General features: G+C 41.1%; 17 protein-coding genes and 1 tRNA gene. 11 read left to right on the top strand and 7 right to left on the bottom strand.

Going from position 1 to position 20,114, the window contains the following annotated elements; genetic code table 11:
- Window positions 1-156: 156 nt before the first annotated feature.
- The 3 genes from B5Y40_RS28715 to hflX form a co-directional block, all read right to left on the bottom strand.
- Window positions 157-1,047 (bottom strand): ester cyclase, encoded by an 891-nt coding sequence (locus B5Y40_RS28715; protein WP_159453836.1) that lies wholly within the window; start codon window positions 1,045-1,047, stop codon window positions 157-159.
- Between the two features lie 432 nt (window positions 1,048-1,479).
- Window positions 1,480-1,551, bottom strand: a tRNA-Arg gene (locus tag B5Y40_RS28710).
- A gap of 45 nt (window positions 1,552-1,596) precedes the next feature.
- Complete coding sequence (gene hflX / locus B5Y40_RS28705) at window positions 1,597-2,802, bottom strand: GTPase HflX (RefSeq protein WP_079690342.1); 1,206 nt, start codon at window positions 2,800-2,802, stop codon at window positions 1,597-1,599.
- Between the two features lie 184 nt (window positions 2,803-2,986).
- On the opposite strand from hflX, the gene B5Y40_RS28700 reads away from it, so the two are divergent.
- From B5Y40_RS28700 to uvrB, 11 genes are all read left to right on the top strand, one after another.
- Complete coding sequence (locus tag B5Y40_RS28700; RefSeq protein ID WP_079690341.1) at window positions 2,987-4,099, top strand: glycosyltransferase family 4 protein; 1,113 nt, start codon at window positions 2,987-2,989, stop codon at window positions 4,097-4,099.
- A 20-nt stretch (window positions 4,100-4,119) separates the two neighbouring features.
- The gene (rfbC, locus tag B5Y40_RS28695) at window positions 4,120-4,671 is read left to right on the top strand and encodes a dTDP-4-dehydrorhamnose 3,5-epimerase (RefSeq protein ID WP_079690340.1); all 552 of its coding nucleotides are present in this window, start codon (window positions 4,120-4,122) and stop codon (window positions 4,669-4,671) included.
- Window positions 4,672-4,785: 114 nt separating this feature from the next.
- Entirely contained in the window at window positions 4,786-5,460 is a 675-nt protein-coding gene (locus B5Y40_RS28690; RefSeq protein ID WP_079690339.1) for a polysaccharide biosynthesis/export family protein, read from the top strand.
- An 8-nt stretch (window positions 5,461-5,468) separates the two neighbouring features.
- Window positions 5,469-7,820: a GumC family protein gene (locus B5Y40_RS28685; protein ID WP_079690338.1), complete on the top strand. Its 2,352-nt coding sequence runs from the start codon at window positions 5,469-5,471 to the stop codon at window positions 7,818-7,820.
- Window positions 7,817-8,545, top strand: coding sequence for a tyrosine-protein phosphatase (locus B5Y40_RS28680; RefSeq protein ID WP_079690337.1), 729 nt, complete (start codon window positions 7,817-7,819; stop codon window positions 8,543-8,545). The genes B5Y40_RS28685 and B5Y40_RS28680 overlap by 4 nt, the downstream gene beginning before the upstream one ends.
- 84 nt (window positions 8,546-8,629) lie before the next feature.
- The gene (locus B5Y40_RS28675; protein ID WP_079690336.1) at window positions 8,630-9,616 is read left to right on the top strand and encodes an NAD-dependent epimerase/dehydratase family protein; all 987 of its coding nucleotides are present in this window, start codon (window positions 8,630-8,632) and stop codon (window positions 9,614-9,616) included.
- A gap of 57 nt (window positions 9,617-9,673) precedes the next feature.
- Window positions 9,674-11,083 (top strand): tetratricopeptide repeat protein, encoded by a 1,410-nt coding sequence (locus B5Y40_RS28670; RefSeq protein ID WP_079690335.1) that lies wholly within the window; start codon window positions 9,674-9,676, stop codon window positions 11,081-11,083.
- Window positions 11,083-11,886, top strand: coding sequence for a phosphosulfolactate synthase (locus tag B5Y40_RS28665; RefSeq protein WP_079690334.1), 804 nt, complete (start codon window positions 11,083-11,085; stop codon window positions 11,884-11,886). The genes B5Y40_RS28670 and B5Y40_RS28665 overlap by 1 nt, the downstream gene beginning before the upstream one ends.
- 12 nt (window positions 11,887-11,898) lie before the next feature.
- Window positions 11,899-12,837, top strand: coding sequence for a DUF368 domain-containing protein (locus B5Y40_RS28660; RefSeq protein WP_079690333.1), 939 nt, complete (start codon window positions 11,899-11,901; stop codon window positions 12,835-12,837).
- Window position 12,838: 1 nt separating this feature from the next.
- Entirely contained in the window at window positions 12,839-13,582 is a 744-nt protein-coding gene (locus B5Y40_RS28655; RefSeq protein WP_079690332.1) for a shikimate dehydrogenase family protein, read from the top strand.
- Window positions 13,583-13,837: 255 nt separating this feature from the next.
- Window positions 13,838-15,862: an excinuclease ABC subunit UvrB gene (uvrB, locus tag B5Y40_RS28650; protein ID WP_079690331.1), complete on the top strand. Its 2,025-nt coding sequence runs from the start codon at window positions 13,838-13,840 to the stop codon at window positions 15,860-15,862.
- A 24-nt stretch (window positions 15,863-15,886) separates the two neighbouring features.
- Here uvrB and nadB read toward each other — a convergent pair whose 3' ends face one another.
- The 4 genes from nadB to B5Y40_RS28630 all read right to left on the bottom strand — a co-directional run bounded on the left by nadB (window position 15,887) and on the right by B5Y40_RS28630 (window position 20,076).
- Window positions 15,887-17,461, bottom strand: a complete 1,575-nt coding sequence (gene nadB / locus B5Y40_RS28645) for an L-aspartate oxidase (protein ID WP_079690330.1) — start codon at window positions 17,459-17,461, stop codon at window positions 15,887-15,889.
- Window positions 17,462-17,463: 2 nt separating this feature from the next.
- Window positions 17,464-18,474: a quinolinate synthase NadA gene (nadA, locus tag B5Y40_RS28640; protein ID WP_079690329.1), complete on the bottom strand. Its 1,011-nt coding sequence runs from the start codon at window positions 18,472-18,474 to the stop codon at window positions 17,464-17,466.
- Between the two features lie 114 nt (window positions 18,475-18,588).
- On the bottom strand, window positions 18,589-18,942 hold the full coding sequence (locus B5Y40_RS28635; RefSeq protein WP_079690328.1) for a group III truncated hemoglobin: 354 nt from the start codon (window positions 18,940-18,942) through the stop codon (window positions 18,589-18,591).
- Between the two features lie 9 nt (window positions 18,943-18,951).
- Window positions 18,952-20,076, bottom strand: coding sequence for a CaiB/BaiF CoA transferase family protein (locus B5Y40_RS28630; protein ID WP_079690327.1), 1,125 nt, complete (start codon window positions 20,074-20,076; stop codon window positions 18,952-18,954).
- Window positions 20,077-20,114: the final 38 nt, after the last annotated feature.

The following is a 20,114-nucleotide window of genomic DNA, read 5'->3' as shown; positions in this document are numbered from 1 at the left end:
AGGACTTTCCTGATTTAAGCTCAGTAGTTTTCTTAGGAGGTCATAATTTTTCCGATAACGCTGATAATCTTAGGCTACACCCCATAGACTAAACGTTGTAAAATAAAATTCCGGATCGTGACGAGTCCGGAATTTTAAAGTCACAACAAAATACTGCTATTTGATATCTGTTATTTGCTTATATACTCCTCTATCGGAAACTATATTTAGTCTTTTCATCATTTCGGCTATATCAAATCCTTGTTCTCTATACTCTGCCTGCACAGCGTCTTTTGCTTTTTGAAGCGCCTCCACGTTTTCCCATAAGGCTACCGTTACGCAAATTAAATTCCCATCCTTATCTGTATATTCGTAAGCTGCATCGTGTACAAACCCAGGTATTTTTTTTATGAAGTTTCTGTTTATACGCATCCGTTCGTGGAATTCATTTTTAGCAGCTGATGGAACAAAGAACTTGTCTATAAAATTAACCTGGTCTTTATTATTTGGTCTGTTAGATAAAGTAGCCAGGTTCGCGGGCAACACTTCTAACTGTTGTAAAAAACCTAGTCGATCGGTCTGTACCAACGACCTTATAATTTTTCCATTCTTTAATTCATAAATTACCATCCCATCACTTGAGACCGCCTTACCCGTTGCCTCTATATATTGAAATTGCTCGGTATGTGTTCCGCTAAATTTTTGCCTTACCATAACCTTATCTCCATCGGCAATCAGTTCCTCTATATTCCACTTTGCATCCGGAAAAGAATTAATCAATGCAACTAAAGGTTCTTTAAATCCGGCAGCTCCTCTCGTTCCATTTATACCTATATAGTCGTCTGCTACAAATTCAGAAAGCAACTCCATGTTTCGTTTGTTCATTGATTGCTCATACAGTTTCTGTATAACCTCTTTGTTTTTTTCCGTTGTAGACATTTTAACCTCCTCCTTTTTACTGATTTTTTTACTTTCATTGCCTGACTGGCCATACACTAGTATTCCTGAAATCAGGAGCATCGCCAACAGCAGACCTCTCCTGATGTACTCTGTTTTTGTTTCGTTCATTAATTTCATCGCGTTAATTTTAAGCAAATGTATTTCCTGGCTTAAGCAGAGAATTGTAAAAATTCATTGATCTGAGAATACTATAGATCGAAGTAAAACAGAAAATCAGCGTAGTGATGATACCTGACCGCGGAGGTACTAATAGAGCAAATGCTCGATAAAACCTTGTGAGGTTACTGTTAGAATGAACAGCCAACAATCAGGCGCATAATTCTCAAAAACGCCAACAATGCCCAGTTAAAATCTTAGCGAAAGATACAGAGTCATACAGATAGAATGATCTCCGTTAATATATACTAAGGACAATTACATGAAAGGAAGTAAGGGTTGCATATCAAATATACTATATATCTATAAATGATAATGATCAACCCTGAGACGAGCTCAATTAAGCACAAAAAAAGACCAATGAAGTTCATTGATCTTCCGCAGTAGCCCCGACAGGAATCGAACCTGCATCAAAAGTTTAGGAAACTCCTATTCTATCCATTGAACTACGGGGCCATTAGATAACCTAACGGGGCGCAAATATAAAAAATATTCGCTCTTCTAAGTTGTCTCCGTAGGCCAAGGCGAAAATTCATATCCGTCCTTCATAAAATTAGGATATATCTGTAGGTGTCTCTCTTTTATTCTCTCAAAGAGAAGCTGCTTCAGTGCATTGATGTTTTCATTCGCTGTCGCGGAAACAAAAATTACATCCACAAAACCTTTCTGCCTGTAAAAGCCACGCATTTCTTCGAGGTTAACATCGGGATGCTGCTCACGGAATAAATCTATCTTATTCAATACTAAAACTGTCGGTATGGATGCTGCACCGATTTCCTCCAATGTCTTCATCACTACTTCAATCTGATTGTCATGAAATGGATGCGCGAGATCTACAACGTGTAAAAGCAAATCTGCCTCACGCACCTCATCCAGTGTCGATTTAAAAGACTCAATTAAATGATGAGGGAGTTTCCTAATAAACCCTACAGTATCAGAAAGCAAGAATGGTATAGTTCCGAAAACAACTTTGCGTACGGTTGAGTCTACGGTGGCAAAGAGTTTATTTTCTGCAAGCACTCCGGAGCCCGAAAGTAAGTTCATCAATGTAGACTTGCCTACGTTGGTGTAGCCCACTAACGCTACACGTACTACATTTGTACGCGCCTTACGTTGTGTCGCACGTTGCTTTTCTATCTTCTCTAATTTTTCTTTTAGCAGCGTTATTTGAAAGCGAATATTCCTGCGGTCAGTTTCTATTTCTTTTTCACCAGCACCACCACGGGTGCCTGTTCCGCCTCGCTGACGTTCCAAGTGAGTCCACAGACGTGTTAACCGTGGTAACAAATATTGATTGCGTGCGAGCTCTACCTGCGTACGTGCCTGAGCTGTTTGAGCTCTCCAAAGAAATATATCAAGGATCAGCAAACTGCGATCGTAAATACGAATTTTGAAATCTTCTTCTTGTAACTCTTTTGTGTTGAGTTCACGCTCGAGATTTTTTAACTGCGATGGAGTTAAATCTTCATCAAATATTACATTCCCTATTTTACCGGAATGTACATAGGCTTTTAACTCCCCTATTTTGCCTTTCCCAAGAAAAGTACGAGGGTCTGGATGCGGCAAATTCTGAACGAATCTGTTAACCGTCTTGATTCCCATGGTTTCAGCCAAAAAGGCCAATTCATCGAGATGCTCATCGGTTTCCTCCTGAGCACGCGTACTGCTTAAGGCTACTAAAACTGCTTTATCTGAATTCTCTTTCATAAGGTTGTTAAACGGTATTAACAAAGGGCGAACATACGTGATAAAAATTTATACAGGATACCGGTCATGGTTACTTTTTTCTATCTTTGATGAATCCAAACCAGAGATTTTACAAAGCCGTCTAAAAATTCGACCATTTGTCGATAAGTAGGAATGTGAATGTTCTCATAACCAGAGCCAAATAATGAGAATTGCTATCGTCCTCAATACGTCCTGGAATATCTACAATTTCAGGATGAATTTCGTTCGTGCCCTGCTTGAGCAAGGTTACGAAGTGCATACGATTGCACCTGAAGATGAATACACTCACCTTCTTGAGCAAAGCGGATGTGTTCATCATAAAGTAAAAATGGATAGTCGCGGGGCAAATCCCATCAAGGACTCCGCACTCATCGTAGAACTTTACTCTATCTACAAGAGAGTAAAACCCGACATCATTCTCCATTACACTATTAAGCCTAATGTATATGGAACACTGGCAGCATCTATGCTTGGCATTCCTGTAGTAAACAATGTCTGTGGGTTAGGCACCGTATTCCTTAAGAAAAATTTAGTATCCGCGATAGCGATCTTCCTATATAAAATTAGTTTTCGCTTCGCGAAAAAGGTATACTTCCAAAATCCTGACGACCTTAATTTATTCGTTAACCAGAAACTTGTTCCGGCAGACGCTGTTGATCTGTTACCTGGATCTGGAATTGACTTGAAGAAATTTCAGCCTGCTGCCTTTAAACGCAACGATAAATTTACCTTCTTATTAATATCACGACTGATAACTGATAAAGGAGTAATGGAATACATTGAAGCCGTTAGAAAACTTCAATCATCGGGTGTAAACGCTCACTTCCAGGTATTAGGCGCGATGGACCCCGAGCATAAACGAGGTATAAAAACTGAGGTCATTCAAAACTGGATTGATACTAAAACGATCGAGTACCTCGGTACTACGGATAACGTTCAAAAATTTATTCACCAGGCTGACTGTATAGTATTGCCCTCCTATCGCGAAGGTACACCGCGTACACTGTTAGAAGCTGCAAGTTCATCCAAACCTATTATAGCTACGGATGTGCCGGGCTGTAATCATGTTGTGAAAAACAATTTTAATGGACTTCTTTGCAAATTGAAAGACGCTGATGATCTGGCTGAAAAGATGAAGATGATGGCAGGTTTTGAAAACACCACGCTAAAACTTTTCGGAGAAAACGGTAGAGCTAAAATGGAAGCGGAGTATAACGAATCCGTTGTCATTGATAAATACCTTCAGACCATCTGCGAGTTAAGAAAGGTTTCTTAAAACTTACAGATCACAATTTCATGGAAGTAAAACAAACCGGCATCGAAGGGCTGGTAGAAATTATCCCTGCTGTTTATCATGACAACCGCGGTTGGTTTTATGAATTCTATCGCGAAGACAACTTTGCAAAGGCAGGCATTCCCTACAAATTTTTACAAGAAAACAGGTCTTTCTCCAAAAAAGGCGTAGTGCGAGGACTGCACATGCAGCTGGCACCCCACGCTCAGGCCAAGCTCGTCACGGCTTTATCCGGTAAAGTCTTGGATGTAGTGGTTGATCTCCGCAAGGGCTCCAAGACCTTTGGGCAGGTATATTACTGCCTGCTGGAATCTGAGAAATGCAATATGCTAATGGTGCCAGAAGGCTTTGCACACGGGTTTGCTGCACTCGAGGACTCCGTATTCTTCTACAAGTGTTCCAATATATATAATCGTGAATCGGAAAATGGTATCCGTTGGAACGATCCTGAACTGAAAATCGACTGGCAAGTAAAAGAGCCAAACGTATCTGATAAAGATCAAGTGTTGCCAACACTGGAAGAATTACTGAGAAATTCAGTAATTTCACGGTAATTACTTGAATAACTTTTTTAGAAGTTGAGACTCTTACACTTTTTCTATTCTGTACTGATACTTTCCGTTGCGAGCCTCCTGACGTCTTCATGTGCTTCGTATCGCCAAAACATAATGTTTCAGGCTAACAATACGCAAGCTGTACAAGCTCAGGTTCAAAAAACAGAGAAGAACTATGTCATTCAAAAAAATGACAGATTAGAATTAGAAGTATATACCAATCAAGGTGAACGCCTAATCGATCCCAACAATTTTATTTCAAAAGAAGGTGCCGAGGGTGCTGCTCAAAAGCCAGTAGTTAACACCTATCTGGTTGACCAGGAGGGGCTGGTTAAGTTACCAATGGTAGGAACAATAAACCTGGAAGGCTTAACGATCAGGCAGGCAGAAGAAATCCTTCAAAAAGAATATTTAAAGTTTTACAAAGAGACTTTCGTTGTCTTGAAGTTTACAAACAAACGAGTTGTGGTACTAGGCGCACCGGGTGGACAAGTTATTCCGCTGTTGCATGATAACATGAGGCTTACAGAAGTTCTGGCACTTGCTAAAGGAATTAACAACGATGCCAAAGCATTCAATATTCGGGTGATGCGAGGAGAAACTTTGTTTATAGCAGATCTTACCACTTTTGAAGGATATAAGAAAAATGATATACTGATTGAGCCTGGAGATATAGTATATGTTGAGCCAATCCGAAGACCTTTACTTGAAAGTCTGCGGGATTATGGCCCGGTGATAAGCATTATCACCAGCATGACAACTCTTCTTGTGGTCCTTACACAACTATAATTTCATCTGTGGAGTTAGCGAAAAACAATATTCATCATCAACCTCTGCCGAGTGAAGGTATTGACTTTAACAAGCTTAAGGTCATTGTGCGGAACAACCTGGTATGGATTGCTTTGATATTTCTTGTTATCAACCTCACAGCATATCTTATCATTCGCTATACCCAAGATCGCTACGAATCCTTTTCAGAGATTAAACTCGATGTGAAGGATGAAGCTTCTGAGCTTGGAATTAGTATACTCGCAGGGAAAGATCAACAAAACACAGATTTGATTTCGGGTGAAATCGAAATGATTCGCTCCCGGCTTTTTCTGGATCAGGTTCTTGATTCGTTGAATATAGACGTGACCTATTATAGTAAAGGCGAAGTTTTGAACCATGAGTTGTTTGGAAACTCTCCCATACTGGTTAGTTATAAAATAGAAAATCCCGCCTTTTTTAATCAACCTTTTTTTTTAGAAAAAGAGTCACCTGAAACATTTTCACTGGTATGGGGCGAAGGCACTCAAAAAATTAGTGGGCGTTATGGTGCCCCTGTTCACATATCTGGAATAGAGCTCACGTTAAGAAAAAATGAAAACTTTCTAGATGAAAATGATATAGACCTGTTCTTTATCATAAACAGTCCGGATGCATTGTTAGGATACCTTATTTCAGGCCTTTCAGTTGAGCCCCTTAACTACGCTGCTCAAACCATTCGTATAGCATTTCAGGATAACAATCCACTTAAAGCACATGCTATTGTTGATGCGATCAACAAAACGTATTTGCACTATAGCTACGAACAGAAGAAGCTCACTACCAAGCAAAAGATCGACTGGCTCAATAACGAACTACAACAGATCGAATTAAAGATGGAAGGCTTTGAAGATTATTTCGAGCGTTTCACACTTAAAAATAAAACCAACGATCTACAGGAAGACCTCCGTAAAACCATTGAGAGTATAAATAAGATTGATTCACAACGCTACGAGCTTTCGCGCAGGCTTGATGAAATCAATAAATTGATGGATGGTTTACAAACTGGAAATTTCTCTGTCAATCCCTCTATCCGGCAGGCACTGCCAGAGTATATGTTCAAAGATATAGATGAAGTGCAATCACTGTTACTTCAACAAGAAAGATTAAAATTATCGTATAATGAAAATACGTTGGCATATCGCGAGAAGCAACAAGAGATAGAAAACCGAACTGATAAGACAAGTCAGCAATTGGCAGAACTGAAAAAAGAATGGATGCGAAGGCTTCAGGAAATGAATCAGCAAAAATCCAGTATGGAATCTGCATTTGTTAACATGCCTGATCTCAATACACAGTACTCCAAGAACCAACGCTTTTATAAACTGTATGAGGAGTTCTATCTATCGCTGATGCAAACCAAATCCGGTTTTGAAATAGCACAGGCCGGTACAACTCCTGACTTTAAAATCTTATCACCTGCAACACTTCCATTCACTCCTATTTCACCTAACCGACTTATTGTTTTAGGTATAGGTTTCGTTACCAGCCTGGTATCTATATTCTTTTTCATCGGTGTTTTATACTTGATGCATAACAAGATCACCAACATTCATGAGCTTGAACGATTAACCGGAGTTCCGGTACTTGGCGTTGTGCCTTCATCACGTTACTCTGCCAACGAAGGTCTTCATGTAATCAGTCACCCCAAATCGATGGTGAGCGAAGCGATTCGTACCATTCGAACCAATCTTGATTTCTTTAAAATCAACGGCTCACAACGCGTTATAGCTATATCCTCTACCATATCCGGTGAGGGTAAATCATTTCTAGCACTAAACCTTGGTGGAGCAATGGCTCTCTCCAGAAAAAGAGTGTTGCTCATTGATCTCGATATGCGTAAAGCAAAAACATATTTACCAGTACACATTCCCGACCCTTCCAAAGGAATGAGTACTGTACTTATCCGAAGAGACCGATGGGAAGATTGTGTTCTTCAAACCAATCTTGATTTCCTTCACTATATTCCTTCTGGTCCTATACCTCCAAATCCTTCCGAGCTTTTGCTCAATGGCGAGTTCACAAACTTGCTTGAGGAATTAAAGAAGCAATATGATATCATTATTCTCGATACACCACCCGTTGGATTAGTGACCGATGGCATCCAGGCTATGATGCGTGCTGATATTTCGATCTATATTTTCAGGGCAAATTATTCGAAGCGTGAATCCATTTCGAATCTCCAACGTATCGTTTCTATAAATAAGATTGTAAATGTTACTACCTTGCTCAACGCGTTACCTTCTACTAAAAAGTCGAGCAGTTATGGCTATGGATATTATGAAGACGAAGGACAAAGTAATGTTGACAGGATCAAATCTCTGTTTAAAATAAAAGCGTGATAAGCTGGTTTCGAAAAAAAAAGCAATCCATTGTAAATACCATTACAACGGACGTACACTCTCATCTCCTGCCTGGACTGGATGATGGTGTGCAGACTTTTGAGCAAGCCGAAAGTATCATTCTGCAATTCATAAACCTCGGATATAAAAAGGTAATTACATCGCCTCACGTTATGAGCGATACATACCGTAACACGACAATCGGAATACAGGAAAAATTAGCAGAGCTAAGGCGTTATCTGAAAGAAAAAAATATAGCCATTGAAGTAGAGACAGCTGCCGAATATTACCTGGACGAACATACTTTTAGCATGGTTAAAACAAAAGAGCCCATGCTCACCTTCGGGAAAAATTATTTACTGTTTGAGACAAATTTTTTGAATGAACCTTTCAATTTAAAAGAGTTTATTTTTCTTTCTACTACCAATGGATACAAACCTGTTCTTGCACACCCTGAACGGTATATCTACCTGCAAAACGATCTGAAAAAACTGGAGGACTTGCTTCAACGTGGTGTGCTTTTCCAATTGAACATAAGTTCTATTACAGGCTATTATTCAAGAGAAGCACAAGCTACTGCACATAAGCTTATCGATAAAGGCTGGGTACATTTCCTTGGAAGTGATTGCCATTCCATGCAGCATGCTAAATTAATCAGTACCGCTCAATCGATGAAGTACTTTCAAAAAGCTCTATCTTTACCGCTGTTAAATAACAGCCTATAGCAGTAGCACTTTGTTTTCTGAAAACTCAGAACAACGTTCTCTATGCGTGGTTGAGAAAATGATTCACAATAATATAGTTTAAAAATGATTGCGATCACCGGTGCTAACGGACTTCTTGGAAGTTTTATCATCCGCAAACTTATCGAAAGTAAAGAACCGTTCGTTGCACTTAAACGCAAAAACAGCGATACCTCTCTGCTTGCAGATGTAGCACAGTATATAACATGGCGTGATGCTGATGTAGCTGATGAAGTTGCACTAGCAGAAGCCTTTGAAGATGTGACTCACGTAATCCATGCAGCTGCTATAGTTTCATTCAATCCACGAAAAACGGATGAGTTAATGGACATCAACGTGATGGGTACACGTAACGTTGTGAATGCATGTCTGGTAAAAAATATTAAGCGATTGGTCCACATCAGTTCCGTAGCGGCACTTGGTCGGCAAAAAGGACAACATCATATTGACGAAAAGAATAAATGGATAAGCAGTTCCATCAACAGTACATATGCCGAATCAAAATACTTTGCCGAGCTTGAAGTGTTTCGCGGTCAGGAAGAAGGATTGAGTACAGTCATTGTTAACCCGTCTGTTATACTTGCACCTGCAAATTGGAACAACAGCAGTGCAAAACTTTTTAAGTATATATGGGATGAAAAACCTTTTTATACCGACGGCTTCCTCAATTATGTAGACGTACGTGATGTTGCTGCTATAGCATGTCGCTTGCTATATAGTCCGGTAGAAGGTGAACGTTATATTGCTAACGCAGGAAATATATCTTTCGGAAATTTCTTTAGCAGACTTGCAAGTGCATTTCAAAAAAAAGCGCCACGGATTAAACTCAACGCAACGACTCTCAAAATTATTGCATGGATAGAGAACTTTAGAACCTGGTTTACAGGCACAGAACCTTTAATTACACGTGAGACTGCCAGAATTGCCGGAACCGAATTCTTATATGATAATAAGAAAATCCGTCAGTTATTTTCATTCGAATTTCAACCGATTGATGCCAGTATTGAATGGTGTTGCCAATATTACAGGGAAAAAATGGCCGGTAAAAAATAGAATGAAAGGTCGTAGCTTTGCGTTAAAATTACCTATTTTAGGAAAACCTTTTGATACATGGCGAGAGAATACCGCAAACGAGAAGAAGAAGGAAACGAGCTGATTAGAAGATTTGAAGACCATCTCCGAAAAAAGAAAGCCGAATTTTTTGACTTAGATGCCTATGAACAGATCATTGATTTTTATATGTTCCGTGGCAAACATAATAAAGCATTACAAGCTGTTAATCAGGCCATCAGTCAATATCCTTTTTCAACCGAACTAATAACGGTCAAAGCACAGATTCTTTCAAACCTGGAAGAGTATGAAGAGGCTCTTGATTTACTTGATCAGGCAAATGCACTTCAACCGAATGATCCTGAAATATTTTTAACAAAAGGATCTATACTATCCCTGCAGGGAAATCATAAAGAAGCGATCGAAAATTTCGAGCAGGCACTCATCTTTGCTGATGACAAAGACGAAGTATACTATAACATTGGCCTTGCGTACCAAAGCATGGAGAATTATACGCACGCTATTGATGCATACAAGCAAGCCATTGAAATCAATATAAACCATGACGGTGCTTTATATGAACTTGCTTTTTGTCTGGATGTAACCGGACAACTTGAGAGTAGTATTGAGTACTATCAGAAATTTATAGACGAAGATCCTTACTCTGCCGCTGCATGGTATAATCTAGGTATAGTATATAACAAACTTGAAAAATTCCAGGAAGCACTCAATGCCTACGACTACGCTATAACGATTGATGAAACATTCGCATCAGCGTACTTCAATACTGGTAACACCTATATGAATATGGGTGAGTATACTAAAGCGCTTGATTCTTTTAGAAAAACAATTGATATAGAAGGACCTAGTCCGGAAGTATACTGTTGCCTGGGGGCTGCGTATGAAAGCCTTGAGCAATATGAACTTGGTTTGAAGTATTTTCAAAAAGCATCCAAGCTCGACACACTATATGATGAAGCGTGGTTTGGTGCAGGTGCATGCCTTGAGAAACAGGAGAAGTGGTATCAGGCGTTACACTTTTATAATAAAGCATTAAAAATTCACCCTGAAAATTCTGAATACTGGAAAGCAGTAGCACATGCAGAATTTAAAGTAGGGAACACCGTTTCAAGCATTGATGCCTACGAAGAAGCAAGCAAGCTTGATCCGAATGATAAAGAAATCTGGCTGAACTGGTCATTTATCTATTATGAACAAGGCGATCACGATAAGGCAATTGAAACTTTATTGACAGGTTTTGACGAGATTCCAGATGATGCAGAGCTCTTTTATCGCATGACGGTATACCTCATAGAATCAGGTCGTTTTAAAGAAGCCTTTAATTATTTGGAAAATGCCTTAATTTTGGACTTCGATGGTCATACATCCTTATTTGATTTCTTTCCGAAGATGGAAACGCAAAAGGCTCTGTACAAGATCATTGAGCAGTTTAGAAAAGACAATAATTAATGAATTACGACCTTAACAATCTGCCTGAGCGTACCATAAAGCCCAGGCAATACGGTTTTACCATGGCCATGGATAAGGGCCTGAGTATCCGTGAAGCCGAAGATTTTGTTAGCACCTGTGCAGATCATGTTGATATTGTAAAGCTTGGATGGGCAACATCGTTTGTCACACCCAATCTGAAAGATAAACTTCAGGTTTTCAAAGATGCCGGACTACCGGTATACTTCGGAGGAACACTCTTCGAAGCTTTTGTTATTCGCGATCAGTTTGATGACTACAGAAGACTACTCGATAAATTCGACATGTCGTTCGCTGAAGTATCCGATGGATCAATGGACATTGATCACGACAAGAAATGCGATTACATTACAAAACTTTCTGAACAAGTAACCGTACTCTCAGAAGTGGGCTCTAAGGATGCAGACAAAATCATTCCGCCATACCAGTGGATTGAATTGATGCAAAAAGAATTAGATGCTGGCGCCTGGAAAGTTATTGGTGAAGCGCGTGAAGGTGGTAATGTTGGATTATTCCGCTCGACTGGCGAAGTTCGTTCAGGACTTGTACAAGAGATCTTAACAAAGATTCCATTCGAGAAAATAATATGGGAAGCTCCTCAAAAAGCACAGCAGGTATGGTTCATTAAATTACTGGGTGCTAACGTAAACCTGGGCAACATTGCCCCGGAAGAAGTTATACCGTTGGAAACCATTCGACTCGGACTACGCGGTGATACCTTTTTACATTTTCTCGGTATAGAAAAGAAGAAGACGAACACAGCTCCGCCTTTTGAAATCGACTAAGCAAACAGCGTATTGAAGAAACCTCTGGATTATATTCTCCTCTATGTAAAAGGACTAAGCATGGGAGCAGTGGATGTTATTCCAGGAATTTCCGGAGGAACAGTCGCTTTCATAACAGGAATTTATCAAGAACTGATACGCTCGATCTGTGCTATAGATCGTGAAGCTATTCAACTGCTCATCAAATTTCGTTTTGCAGATGTCTGGAAGAAAATCAATGGAGATTTTCTGGCCACCGTATTTGCTGGCATCTTCACGAGCGTATTTTTTCTGGCGAAAGCCATGGCTTTTCTCTTACGCTATTATCCTATACAACTCTGGTCATTTTTTTTCGGAGTAATTCTTATTGCTGCACCCCTCGCCTTACGAAGAATCACTAAGTGGAGCATCGGTACGGTGCTAAGTTTTTTATTCGGTATTGTAATCATGTACGGATTAACCCGACTTAATGCATTACAATTACCTGCTGCTTTATGGATGATATTTGTGGCCGGTATACTTTGTAGCTGCGGAATGTTACTGCCTGGAGTGTCTGGAGCATTTTTCCTCGTGTTGATCAATCGCTACCAAGCTGTTATCAATGCGGTATCAAAATTTAATGGTACTGTATTACTAACCTTCCTACTGGGTGGTGTAGTAGGGTTATTAGGGATTTCCAGGATTTTAAAACGGGTGATTGATAATTATCACAACGCTGCCGTAGCTTTGATGGCCGGGCTCATGCTGGGCTCACTGAATAAAGTATGGCCGTGGCGACAAGTTTTGCGATATGTTACAAATGGCTCGGGTGAGCAAGTGCCCGTAGCAGAGAAAAGTGTTTTACCATGGGATTATGTTACCTTGACGGGTAAAGATCCCCAAGTGTTTCAGGCGATATTGATGGTAGCACTGGGAGTGTTTATAGTGGTTTTGATAGAAAGAATAACGGCAAGATTTAAAACAAATATCTAACATGGAAAAAGTATTCGGACTAATCGGAGGAACGGTTAGTCATTCGTTCTCAAAGTCATATTTTGATGAAAAGTTTTTTCGCGAAGGTCTGCGCGACTATCGTTACGAATTATTTCCGTTAGGCAACATCACTGAAATTGAAGCTCTTCTGAAAGACACAAAAGGTCTCACAGGTCTTAACGTTACCATTCCATACAAAGAACAAATCATGAAGTACCTCGATGAAGTCGATGGCTTTGCAAAAAAGATCGGGGCGGTAAATGTGATAAAGATTAAAGACGGCAAACTCAAAGGATTCAATACTGACTCAGATGCATTTTTTGAGACAATCGAAAAGTGGCTGCCGAAAGACAAAACATTTAATGCATTGATTCTTGGAACAGGTGGTTCATCCAAAGCTGTACAGGAAGCATTGAAGAAACTAAAGATTGAATACACACTTGTTTCGCGAGAAGCAAGAAAAGGATTGATCGCCTATACCGATCTTGAAAAAGATCCTTCGATCATTACTAACACAAAATTGATCATCAATACAACCCCGCTGGGTATGAGTCCTAAAACGGAAGCCATGCCTCCAATAAATTATGAACTCCTCGGCAGTGAGCATTATGTATACGATCTGATCTACAATCCAGCCCGCACGCTGTTTCTTCAAAAATCAGAAATGCGTGGAACCATCATTAAGAATGGTTTGGAAATGCTACATGTGCAAGCGGAAAAGTCCTGGACAATCTGGAATAACTAAGCATCGTTACGCTAAACGTGAATTGCTAAAGCGTTGGCCGATGGCAATAAATGATTACGCATTAAGCTCAATAGATAAACAAAGAGTCGCTCGAATTGAGCGACTCTTTGTTTTTACGCGAATGAGAAACAAGGAGAGTACTATATTCGTTAAACTATATTTTGTTCCCTGCGAATTAAGTCATCCATTTTTTGAATGAACTATTTTCATGGAAGCAACGATTAACTATTAACAGATAAACGGCTAACTTCCCCTATGGATTTCAAACTCAGCAGTGAATACGTACCGACAGGCGATCAGCCAAAAGCAATCAAACAATTACTCCAGGGGCTTAATGATGGCGAAGAGCATCAGACGTTGCTCGGTGTAACAGGCTCCGGTAAAACGTTTACCATGGCGAATGTTATTGCGCAAAGCAATAAACCTACATTGGTTTTGAGTCACAATAAAACACTGGCAGCGCAGCTCTATGGAGAGTTCAAACAGTTCTTTCCAGAAAATGCTGTTGAGTATTTTATATCGTATTACGACTACTATCAGCCGGAAGCATTTATACCTTCCTCCAACCTATATATCGAAAAAGATCTTTCCATCAACGAAGAGATTGAAAAGCTCCGGTTGAGTGCCACCTCTTCCCTCCTCACGGGTCGAAGAGATGTTATCGTAGTAGCATCTGTATCCTGTATATATGGTATAGGCAACCCGGATGAGTTTGGTAAGAATGTGATCAAGTTAAAAAAAGGCGAAGTGATCGCCCGCAATAAATTACTTTTTGCATTAGTAGATATACTATATCACCGTACTGAGGCTGAATTTAAACGCGGAACATTCCGTGTGAAAGGCGATACTGTAGATGTATTTCTCGCGTATGCGGATTATGCTATACGTATTTATTTCTGGGGCGATGAAATTGAATCCATTCAGCGGATCGATCCGGGTACTGGAAAGAAAATTTCTGACGAAACGGTAGTAACAATCTTCCCGGCCAATCTTTTCGTAACAGCAAAGTCGCAGCTTCACCAGGCGATGCGCGATATACAGGACGATATGGTGGCACAGGTAAAAATGTTTGAATCAGAACTTCGCCACCTGGAAGCGAAGCGTTTGAAAGAACGTACCGAGTTTGACCTGGAGATGATGCGCGAGTTAGGATACTGTTCTGGTATCGAAAACTATTCGCGCTACTTTGATGGACGTCTGCCGGGTGCGCGACCTTTCTGCCTGATCGATTATTTCCCCGATGATTTTCTATTGGTGATTGACGAAAGCCACGTAACGGTGCCACAGGTACGTGCTATGTGGGGCGGTGACCGTTCTCGTAAAGTAAATCTTGTTGACTATGGGTTTCGCCTACCCTCTGCGTTGGATAACCGTCCACTTACCTTCAACGAGTTTGAATCGTTAATGGGCCAGGTGGTATATGTAAGTGCGACACCCGCAGAATATGAATTGAGAAAATCCGAAGGTGTAGTGGTCGAACAATTGATTCGTCCTACAGGTTTGCTTGATCCGGAAATTGATGTGCGGCCAAGTAAAAATCAGATCGATGATCTGCTGGAAGAAATCGATGAGCGCGTTAAGAAAAACGAACGCGTGCTGGTAACAACACTTACCAAACGCATGGCCGAAGAACTTACCAAGTATATGGATCGTGTTGGTATCAAATGCCGCTATATACATTCAGAAGTACATACGCTGGAGCGCGTTGAACTATTGCGTGAGCTACGTCTGGGGGTATATGATGTGCTGGTGGGTGTAAACTTGCTGCGCGAAGGACTCGATCTTCCTGAAGTATCGTTGGTTGCTATACTTGATGCGGATAAAGAAGGTTTTCTCCGCAATCAACGGTCACTGGTTCAAACGATTGGTCGCGCTGCGCGGAATGCAAACGGCCGCGTTATCATGTATGCTGATAATATGACTGAATCAATGCAGGTCGCGATTGAAGAAACGAATCGCAGAAGGCAAGTACAGATAGAGTATAATACGAAACACGGGATCACTCCAAAAACTGTTCTGAAATCCAAAGAAGCTATACTTGGACAAACTAAAGTTGCTGACTCTAAAAAATCTACTCGCAATTATTATGTAGAGAATGAGGAGGTATCATTAGCTGCTGATCCCGTGGTTGCCTATCTCAGCAAAGATGAACTGAACAAGATGGCAGAACGCACGCGTAAAGCGATGGAGAAAGCTGCGAAAGAACTGGAGTTCATGGAAGCTGCTAAACTTCGCGATGAATATCTGGCGATTCAAAAAATGATAGAAGAAAAAAAATAAACATTGCTATAGTATATATAGCATTTATTTATTCCGGGTCAGATCGCGGTTGTAAAAACCTCCGCGGTTCTCTTTCCTTTCCAATGATTGCCGTGTGATGACATACGCAATCGTAATGAGGTTTCGAAGTTCACAAAGCTGCGGAGACAAAACTGCTTCATCGTACAACTTTTCGGTTTCATGATAGAGCACATCGATTCTTCGCAGTGCACGTTGTAACCGTTCATTAGAACGTACGATAGCAACGTAATCACTCATCAGGTCGCGTAACTCCTTCCGGTTGTGCGTAATGAGAATTTGCTCGCGCGGAACAGTCGTTCCTTCCGCATTCCAGTCGGGTATATTTTGTGGCGTTGAAATTGAATCCAGCTTACGCTCAACATCTGCAAAACAACGATGCGCGAATACAATCGCTTCCAGCAATGAGTTTGATGCCAGGCGATTTGCACCATGCAAGCCAGTGCGCGAACATTCACCGCAAGCATATAGATTAGCAATCGATGTTCTTCCAAAAGTATCGACATCAATTCCTCCACACTGATAATGTGCAGCCGGCACTACCGGAATCATTTCTTTGGTGATATCTATACCTTTACTCAGGCACTTCTCATATATATTCGGGAAATGCGAGATGAAATCCTCCTTCGGCAAATGCGTGCAATCCAGGTATACACATTCATCTCCCCGCGTGATCAATTCATTATCTATAGCCTGGGCAACGATATCGCGTGAAGCAAGCTCTGCACGATCATCGTACTTGAACATGAACCGCTCACCATCTTTGGCGCGAAGGTATGCTCCATGCCCGCGTATAGCTTCGGTAATTAAAAATGAAGGATTATCATCCTTGGAATAAAATGCAGTCGGATGAAATTGTACAAACTCCATGTCACGCACTTTCGCCATAGCACGGTACGCCATCGCCACACCATCTCCGGTTGCAATCAACGGATTCGTGGTAGTGCGGTATACTTGCCCGGACCCACCGGTAGCCAGCATGGTAACTTTTGAAGTATACTTCTCAATTTTACAAGTATACTGATCCATCACATACGCACCGTAGCAGGTAATGCCAGGCTGCGGCTGTGAAATCCTATTCTTGAAATGATGCTCAGTGATCAGGTCTATCGAAAAATGATGTGATAGCAGCGTGATGTTTGGCAGTGTACTAACTTCGCGCAGCAATCCTTTTTCAATCTGCCAGCCTGTAATATCTTTATAGTGAATGATGCGCTTCGCCGTGTGACCACCTTCACGCCCCAATGCCAGGTTGCCCGCTTCATCCTGATCAAATTCAACACCCCATCCTATAATTTCGAGTAAACGTTCAGGCCCTTCCTTTACTACTAACTCCACTACGGCAGGATCGCACAAGCCATCGCCAGCACGCAACGTATCCTCTATATGTTTTTGAAAGGAGTCCGTGATCTCATCCAGCACAACTGCTATACCACCTTGTGCATACTTCGTGTTTGATTCACTGTCGTCAGCTTTCGTAATAACAGTAATGGATTGATCTGGAAAACGTTTGGCTGTTTTAATAGCAAACGAAAGCCCGGCTATACCCGAGCCAATGATGAGAACGTCTGTTTGCGGCATGATTAGTTTTTGGAGATTTCCAGCATGCGCTGAATCGGAATCAATGCTTTCTGACGGATATCTTCCGGCACCAGTATTTCAGGTAACTCGTATTTCAGGCAGAGGTATAATTTTTCCATGGTGTTCATCCGCATAAAAGCACATTCACTGCACGCACAGGTATTATCCTCGTGACTCGGTGCAGGTATTAAAGTTTTATGAGGAACTTCCTTCGACATCTGGTGAAGTATACCTGCTTCGGTTGCAATGATATATTCTGCGTTGTCATCGTTCTTCACAAAGTTTATCATGCCAGTTGTTGAACCTACATAGTGTGCTACTTTCAGAATATGTGTTTCTGATTCCGGGTGCGCTACGATCTTCGCCTTTGGATGTTGCTTGTGGAGCTCTAGTAATTTATCTATAGCGAAAGCTTCATGCACAATGCAAGCGCCATCCCACAACAACATATCTCTTCCGGTTTTATTGATCAGATACCGACCCAGATTTTTATCAGGAGCAAAAATTATAGGTTGATCTTTCGGTACAGAGTTTACGATCTTTTCTGCGTTGGCAGATGTACAGATGATATCACTCATCGCCTTGATCTCGGCTGTACAGTTAATATAGGTTATAACGATGTGATCGGGATGCTGATCTTTAAATTTTTTGAACAAGTCCGGAGGCGCGGACTCAGCCAGCGAGCAACCTGCCTTCAGATCAGGCAGCAAAACTTTCTTATGAGGATTGAGTATCTTGGCCGTCTCGCCCATGAAATGTACACCAGCAAAAACGATCATATCTGCAGTGGTAGCAGCCGCTTGTTGTGAAAGCCCGAGGCTGTCGCCTACATAATCTGCTATATCCTGAATGTCTGGAGTCTGATAATAATGCGCCAGGATCACGGCATTCTTTTCCTTCTTCAAGCGGGTTATCTCTGCTGCCAGATTCACCTGCTTATCTACCGGGATGTTGAGAAAACCCTTTTGCTGAAGCCTCTCGGTGGCTTTTGCTACGATTTCGTCTGTTACCATTTTTGTTTGCACTTGGCCGTGCGAAAATAGTGTTAAATGTTCATAGTTCTTATTCAATTCCCTGTTCACATTTTAACCGACTGTAAAACAGAGAACAAAAAATGCTATTGAAAACTATTCTAACAACCCCAACTTATGCTGAAAAATTCCAGCAATGCTAAACGCTCGTTGCTTTGCCTCCAATGCTTTCTCACCTTCAAAATTTTCGTCTACAGTTTTTGTGAAATGGGAAAGCCAGCGATCAAAATGTTCTGGCGTTACCGGTAAATGTATATGCTTCTCAAACGGATTACGTTTATAGCTTTGATCGCCTAACAAAATGGAAGCCCAGAAGTTATACAAAATCGGGAGATGATGCGGCCAATCCACATGACTGAAAAGCGGTGCCAGTAAATCGTCCATCTTTACCTTCTCGTAAAATTTATTTACCAGTACTTCTATATCTTCACGGCTCTCAAGCGTTTTCATATATCTCGTTTATATACCTAAACGTTGCAATATTTCCTGTGTGTGCTCTCCTAAATGTGGAGGCGTTGTTAATGCATGGGATTCAAAATTTTCACTCCGCGCTACAAAGCTTTTCACACCCACTATATTTTCTGCTTGTAATAACAATGCGGTTGCCTCCGGTGTCTCAAAAACCTGTTGCATATTCCGAATAAATCCTGCAGGAATTTTTGCCTTATGGATAGCCATTATCAAAGCATCGGAAGTATATATTACGATACGGGCCTGCAGTATAGAATTTAATTCAGCACGGTGTAGCACACGTGAAGCATTTGTTTTAAAACGATCATCGTAACCTACAGCAGCAATTTCCAGCAGTATACATAAGTCCTGGAATTGTCTGTCACTGCCAACCGCCAGCAGTATTTCTTTTCCATCGGAGGTTTTAAACACATCGCCGTAAGGCGCTATATTGGGATGCGATGATCCCTGTTTCTGCGGAAGCACTCCGGCCACCAGCCAGTTCGTTGCCTGGTTTACAAGCGAAGCAACAGCAGCCTGTATCAAGGACACTTCAATAACATCCCCCCTACCGGTTCGTTCACGATTCAATAGCGCCAGTAATATACCTTCCTTCAAATGATGCGCAGCCAATACATCTACAAGCGCTACCGGCATCTTTAACGATGGGCCACCCGGTAATCCATTCATAAACATATACCCAGCCTCTGCCTGTATAATTGCATCGTAGCCTACTCGATTGTTAGTCGAGCCATATCCTGTGATTTGCCCGTAGATAATTCGAGCATTCAAATTGGACAATGTCCTATAATCAACACCAAGTTTTTCAGCATCGCCTGGTTTGTAACTGGCAATAACTATATCCGATTGTTGTGCCAGCGTATATACTACATCGCGGTCTTTGAGATTCGTTAAGTCTAATGCTACAGATTTCTTGCCCCAGTTAACAGAGCAAAAATATGCTGACTGATCTCCGGTTTGCTCCGTTGCTGATTTCCAGCTTCGCGTAACGTCTCCGCCTATAGCCGGATTTTCAACTTTGATAACCTCTGCTCCCAACTCGGCAAAAAATTGTCCGACACTCGGGCCGGCCAGCACAGAAGCCAATTCGAGCACTCTTAAATCAGAAAACATACGATTGAACTATCATTTGAAACCAAAAATCACACTTC

Origin of the sequence: Ohtaekwangia koreensis (assembly GCF_900167975.1) — a bacterium.
In the GTDB taxonomy this organism is placed as follows: domain Bacteria; phylum Bacteroidota; class Bacteroidia; order Cytophagales; family Cyclobacteriaceae; genus Ohtaekwangia; species Ohtaekwangia koreensis.
This window is presented reverse-complemented; position numbering and strand designations above follow the sequence as displayed.